General features: G+C 33.2%; 6 protein-coding genes. 4 read left to right on the top strand and 2 right to left on the bottom strand.

What is annotated here, in order from left to right; all coding sequences use genetic code 11:
* Both BM549_RS09410 and BM549_RS09405 read right to left on the bottom strand, forming a co-directional pair.
* Positions 1-2,493: PKD domain-containing protein (locus BM549_RS09410; RefSeq protein WP_290470028.1), on the bottom strand; the 2,493-nt coding region annotated here is incomplete at its 3' end.
* Between the two features lie 19 nt (positions 2,494-2,512).
* Positions 2,513-2,983, bottom strand: coding sequence for a hypothetical protein (locus BM549_RS09405; RefSeq protein WP_290470027.1), 471 nt, complete (start codon positions 2,981-2,983; stop codon positions 2,513-2,515).
* Positions 2,984-3,146: 163 nt separating this feature from the next.
* Here BM549_RS09405 and folE point away from each other — a divergent pair, with 163 nt between their 5' ends.
* From folE to lgt, 4 genes are all read left to right on the top strand, one after another.
* On the top strand, positions 3,147-3,824 hold the full coding sequence (gene folE, locus BM549_RS09400) for a GTP cyclohydrolase I FolE (RefSeq protein ID WP_013868985.1): 678 nt from the start codon (positions 3,147-3,149) through the stop codon (positions 3,822-3,824).
* A gap of 53 nt (positions 3,825-3,877) precedes the next feature.
* Positions 3,878-5,359: a cysteine--tRNA ligase gene (gene cysS, locus BM549_RS09395; RefSeq protein ID WP_290470026.1), complete on the top strand. Its 1,482-nt coding sequence runs from the start codon at positions 3,878-3,880 to the stop codon at positions 5,357-5,359.
* A 32-nt stretch (positions 5,360-5,391) separates the two neighbouring features.
* Positions 5,392-5,613 carry a membrane protein insertion efficiency factor YidD gene (gene yidD, locus BM549_RS09390; protein ID WP_290470025.1) on the top strand — a complete coding sequence of 74 codons (222 nt, stop codon included), beginning with the start codon at positions 5,392-5,394 and terminating at the stop codon, positions 5,611-5,613.
* Positions 5,614-5,919: 306 nt separating this feature from the next.
* Positions 5,920-6,843: a prolipoprotein diacylglyceryl transferase gene (gene lgt, locus BM549_RS09385; RefSeq protein ID WP_290470024.1), complete on the top strand. Its 924-nt coding sequence runs from the start codon at positions 5,920-5,922 to the stop codon at positions 6,841-6,843.
* Position 6,844: the final 1 nt, after the last annotated feature.

Here is a 6,844-nt window from a genome sequence, read left to right as displayed (position 1 = left end):
AGTGTAACTCGCGCCTGATAATCCGCCGGTTATTGTTCCTGTGGTTGCATCTATTACTGAGCCATCTGCAGGATCTGGATTTAATACATAGGTGCCGCCTGGTGTGGCTACGGTATCTACAGTAGCTCCATCACAGGTTGGCTGCATGGTAAAGGTTGAATCGTCTTGAGGTGTAACTACTAAATTAAATATAAAAGTAGAAGAACAAGTTCCGGTTGTTGTATATTCAACATTATAACTCGCTCCTGGTGTACCATTTAAAACCTCTCCAGTTGTAGTATCTATAGTAGCAGCATCTGTTGGCGCTGGATTAAAAGCAAAAACACCACCACTTGTTGCTATAGCATCTACCGTTCCTCCATCACAAGTTGAAATCATTGAAAAAGTTGCATCATCAGCCTGTGTAATTGTCACAGTTTCAATATTTGAAACAGAACAACTTCCTCCTGTAGTATATTCCACTGAGTAAGTCGTCCCAGATACTCCATTAGTTATTTCTCCAGTTGAAACATCTATTACTGCACCATCGGTAGGAGCTGGACTAAAGGCAAATGTTCCTCCCATATCTCCAGTTATTGTAGCTAATGCTCCATCGCAAGAAGGTGTTAAAGAAAAAGAAGCGTCTCCTTCAGAAAAATTAATTATAACATCATCTTCTACGATACAACCAGCATCTGTTATAGATACACTATAAGTACCAGAATCTGGAGAAGATACTGTAAGCGTAGGATTAGTTTCTCCAGTAATATCAACATTATCTAAAGCCCATTGATATGTAGCAGTAGTTGATGAAACAGTAGCGTCTAAAACTACATCTGGATCACCAATACATAAGTTTTGATCTGGACCTAAATCTACACTAACTGGAACAGAAACAACAACATCATCTGTTACTACAATAACATCTCCGTTACAGTTATTATAAGTTACTCTTGCTGTATATGTAGTAGTTGTAGTTGGACAAACATTTAAACTTGGTGTTGTAGCAATTATAGCACCAGTATCATCTAACCAAGCAAAATCTACAACACTCGGTCCAGCTGGTGTAAATCTCCATGCTTCATCATTAGTAGTCCATGGAGAGTCTGAAACATTTCTTCCTGGCGGAACAAAAGCAGTTGTTCCTGCATTATTTTGAATACCAATTGCAGCTCTACCACCATTAAAAGTTGTACAAGTTGGTTTATCTCTCACATAAATATCTATAACATTTGTAGTTTCATATAATACCGCCATGTGAGTTGCTTCTAAAGAAGTACAAGAATAAAGAGGCACTTCAAAATAAGAAACTGCCAAAACTCTATTTGGAGCTGTACCTATAATTTCCCATCTAATTTCGTTTGTTGTACTAGTTGCGGGATTAATATCGTGAACAGGTGAAAAAATATTTGCTTCTCCTAAAGTAGGGTTCGTATTGTTTGGTAAATTATCACCAGCACCTAAAGCAAATCCATTAGTTATATCTGTAGGATCTACATCAAATCTAATTACACCATTTGATCCTACTTGAAATTGTGTTTCTGTATTAGTGAAAAAACAAAAATCGAAAGGTAAATCCTCTACTCCAGCCCATCTATCATCTATATTAGTATTTACAGAATTTGTTAAACCACTAAATGGAAAAGGAGGTACAAAGGCTATTTGACTAACATTATAAGTATCAGTTAGACCAATATCTAAATAACTAGCATTTAAATCAACACAACCTGTGGTACAATCTATAGCAACATCATTACCTGCATCAACACTTGGATTACCTGGACTTGAAGCTCCTGCTATTACTTGTAAATTAATATTATTTGTACTTTGACAGCCATTAGGATTTGTATCTGTAATAGTTAAAGTCACATCAAAAATCCCAGTTGTTGTATATGCATAATTAACAGTTTGACCTGTTAATGAATTACCGTCACCAAAATCCCATGTATAAGTTGCACCTGCACCAGAGTTTGAAAATACACCACTACCATTAAATGTAATAACCTCATTTAAATCTGCTTCAACTTGTCCTGCTCCATTTACTGTTGGATTTGTACTATCTAAAACAGCTGTAATTGTTTGACAAGGTTCAAAACAAGAAATTTCGGCTACCCAACCTGTAGTATTTCCTCCAGCATCACTTATAAACTCAAGCGTTAAACAACCTGTTGCATTTGCTATGGTAGCTTCAACTAAACCAGGATTACTAGCGGCTCCACCTCCAGAAAAATTTCCTAAAACGGGAGCTGTTGTATCGTCTCCATCATATATAGTTAATATATCTGCTCCACCTTGAGTACTAAATTGCGAAAAGTTTAATTGTAATATATCTCCTGCGTTTTCTGGACATATTGTATATATAAAATTTTCTCCACTACTATAGTTTCCTGATGGTCCTCCAGAATCATAAAAAGTTCCTGAACATTGTGTAGACATACCATTTTGCATCAATATATCTTGTGAAAAGATAAAATTTGATATAAGTAGTGATATTACTAAAATAATTTTTTTCATTTTTTATATCTATTTAGATTTATTGATACTGAGATTTAATATTTATAAGATAGTTTGTATTATCAATTCTATAAGTGATAGTACTCATGTCTCTTGTATAAAAATTAAAATTATATTTTAAAGGGTTAAAAGTTTCCATATTAAAAACATTATCCCTTGTTAAAGTTTTGTTATAGTTATTAAATAGTTTAACTGATGATAAAGGTTTATAACTTGACAAATCTTTATTTGCATGTTCTACAATAGAAATTCTGTTTCTCAAAATATTCTTTATATCCTTAATTCTCTGTGGTTTACTTAAAACATATTCATTTGCTTTATCGGCATAAACCTCTTTAATAAATGCTAATTCCTTTTTAGTTAAATCTGCATTAACATTTTCATTATAATTTATAACTGGTAAAGGGTTTTGTTTTTTTGTTTGTGCTGAGACACTGTAAACACTCAAAAACAATGCTATGGCACATAAGAATAATAATTTCAGTTTCATAAAAAAATTTGATTTAAGATGCTAAAAATAGGAAAAAATAATTAACTATTTGTTAACGTTAACAGGCTATAAAAACTAAACAACACAAATTAAAAAACTCCTACCTAGTAGCACTCTTTTTTTTATTACTTATCTTTGCAGACTAAAGATTTTTTTTCAAAATATGAAGGTTGAAAACACAACAAATGACTATGACGAATTAGGAGAAAACCATGTTGGCACTTCTTCTGATACTCCCATGAAATCTGACGCTTTTAAGCTAACAGACAAAGAGAAAATAGACCGTATTCAAAATGATGTTCGTAACATCATGGAAACACTAGGTTTAGATTTAACAGACGATAGTTTGAGTGGTACACCAAAACGTGTTGCAAAAATGTTTGTAAACGAAATTTTTGGTGGTTTAAATCCAGATAAAAAACCAAATGCTTCTACTTTTGATAATAAGTATAAGTATGGTGAAATGCTAGTAGAAAAAAACATTACACTTTACTCTACCTGCGAACACCATTTATTACCAATAGTTGGTAAAGCACATATAGCTTATATTTCTAATGGTAATGTCGTTGGTTTATCTAAAATGAATCGTATTGTAGACTATTTTGCAAAACGCCCACAAGTACAAGAACGTTTAACTATACAAGTTGTAAAAGAACTTCAAAAAGTTTTAAATACAGAAGATGTTGCCTGTGTAATAGATGCTAAACACTTATGCGTAAATTCAAGAGGTATTCGTGATATTGAAAGTAGCACGGTAACTTCAGAATTTGGTGGTCAATTTAAAAACAAAGAAACCAAACGTGAGTTTTTAGATTACATTAGCTTAGAGACTAAATTTTAATATTTTTGTCTTCCATTTAAAACACAAAAAGTTTCATTCTAACTATAAAAGCAATGCAGTTATACAAAAATCAACAAATAAAAATCTATAATTCTTTAACAGGAAAAAAAGAACCTTTTAAATCTATAAACGAAGGTTATGTTGGTATGTATGTTTGCGGTCCTACTGTTTACAGTAATGTACATTTAGGTAATGTAAGAACATTTATGTCTTTTGATATGGTTTTTCGCTACCTTAAACATTTAGGATATAAAGTACGTTACGTTCGTAATATTACAGATGCTGGACATTTAGAAAACGATGCAGATGTTGGAGAAGATAAAATAACAAAAAAAGCACGTTTAGAGGAAATAGAACCAATGGAAATTGTACAGCGTTATACTGTAGATTTTCACAATGTAATAAACACATTTAATTTACTACCTCCAAGTATAGAGCCAACAGCAACAGGACATATTATTGAGCAAATAGAACTTATAAACGCTATTATAGAGAATGGTTTTGGCTACGTAGTAAATGGCTCTGTATATTTCGATGTTCACAAGTATAACGAAACCAACGATTATGGTATTTTAAGCAAGCGAAAACTTGAAGACTTAATACATAACACCAGAGCATTAGACGGACAGAGCGACAAAAAAAACCCTCAAGATTTTGCACTTTGGAAAAAAGCCGAACCAACACACATTATGCGTTGGCCATCACCATGGAGTGACGGTTTTCCAGGTTGGCATTTAGAATGTACAGCCATGAGCACAAAATATTTAGGTAATCAATTTGATATTCATGGTGGCGGTATGGATTTAAAATTTCCACATCACGAATGTGAAATTGCCCAAAACCAAGCAGCACTTGGGCAATTTCCAGTAAACTACTGGATGCATGCCAATATGTTAGAACTTAACGGTGCAAGAATGAGTAAATCTACAGGAAATATTATTAATCCTGCCGAGCTACTTTCGGGCAAAAACAATATCATGTCTAAAGCCTACAACCCAAGTGTTGTACGATTTTTCATGATGCAATCTGCATACAGAAGTGTTTTAGACCTAACAGACAATGGTCTTTTAGCAAGCGAAAAAGGCTTTAATAGGCTAATGAATGCTGTAGACGATATAGAAAAGCTAAAAACAGCAAACCAAACCAGTTTCGATATACAAGCATGGAAGCAATCTTGCTACGATGCCATGAACGACGATTTTAATACACCAATTTTAATTGCAAATCTATTTGAAGGCGTAAACCAAGTAAATGCAATAAAAGAAGGAAGCAAAACAATAACAACCGAAGACTTAAAAACACTAAAAGACGTGTTTAATATTTTTGTGTTCGATATTTTAGGCTTAAAAAACAATCAAGAATCTGGTGCCGGAACAGAAAAACTATCAGGAGCCGTAGAGCTACTAATAAAATTAAGACAAGAAGCAAGAGCAAATAAAGACTTTGCCCTATCAGATAAAATACGTGACGAATTAGCAGCAGTAGGCATCACATTAAACGACAGCAGAGAAGGCACAACATTCACAACAAATTAGTCTAAAAAAGACTAATAACTGTTGTATAAAAAATGAAAAAAATAGCAATCGCACCCTTTCTATTTATAATAAAAGTCTATCAAACTTTTATATCACCATTTACACCAGCAACATGTAGATACCAACCTACATGCTCACAATACACCAAAGAAGCCTTAACAAAACACGGTTTTTTAAAAGGAATGAAACTAAGTATAAAGCGAATATTGAGTTGTCATCCTTGGGGAGGCAAAGGTTACGATCCAGTACCATAAAAAAGAATGACAACTCTCCAACGCGCCAGCTCGCCCAATCGCTTAAAATGTACACTGTACATTTTTTTTCGCTCTGTCGCCTTGAGGAGACAAAGGTTACGATCCCATACCATAAAATTAATGGCGTTACCAAGCCAGCAAGCATGTCTTGGTCAGGCTGTACACTATATCTTTTTTTTGCCATATACGGCAGCAAAAAAAAGGATGCCGTTTCCATCCTTAACGCACTACCAAAGATTAGTTTTTAAATAAACATTGTAATCTCCAATGGTTAATACTATATTTACGCTTATTAAAAAACAACCTATGTACTTATTAGAATTCAACTGGAATCCATTAACAGGAATTGATATTGTTGGAAATTTTAAAATTCACTTTTACAGCCTAATGTGGGTCATCGCATTTGTTTTAGGCTGGAATATAATGAAACGTATTTTTTTACGAGAAAAAGTAAACATAGAATACTTAGACCCACTATTTATTTACACCGTTTTAGCAACCATGCTTGGTGCACGATTAGGTCACGTAATTTTTTATCAACCAGAACTATTCTCTCAAGACTTTTTTAGTGTATTTCTACCATTTCGTTTTAATCCAGTGTTTGAATTTTCAGGATTCTCTGGTTTAGCAAGTCATGGTGCCGCAATAGGAATTATAGTTGCCATGTATTTATACCGTAAAAAATATAAGTACAAATCTATAATGTGGATTTTAGACCGTATTGTAATAACCGTAGCATCTGGTGCTGTATTTATAAGAATAGGAAACTTTATAAACTCAGAAATTATAGGAAAAATAACAGACTCTCCATTAGGCGTAAGGTTTATACAAGAATACTACAGAAAAGAAGAAATTGTCAAACTTACTGGAATTCAAGATTACAAAAAGGCTTACCAAGCTGTAACAAACAACCCGCAATTTCAAAACCTATTAGAAGCCGTACCTTATAGGCATGCAGCACAATTATATGAAGCATTTGCTTACATATTTGTTTTTCTAATACTTTTATACTTTTATTTAAAAACAAATAAAGGCAATCAACCAGGTTTCCTATTTGGGTTATTTTTAATCTTATTATGGACTGTACGTTTCTTTGTAGAATTTGTAAAAGAAGCACAAAATCCAGAGCGTGCAGATTGGTTACTAAATACAGGACAATTATTAAGTATTCCGTTTATTTTAATAGGGCTTTACTTTGTATTTTTTTACAAACAAAAACAAACTAACTAAT

The organism is Lacinutrix sp. MedPE-SW, from assembly GCF_001874145.1.
In the GTDB taxonomy this organism is placed as follows: Bacteria; Bacteroidota; Bacteroidia; order Flavobacteriales; family Flavobacteriaceae; genus Lacinutrix.
This window is presented reverse-complemented; position numbering and strand designations above follow the sequence as displayed.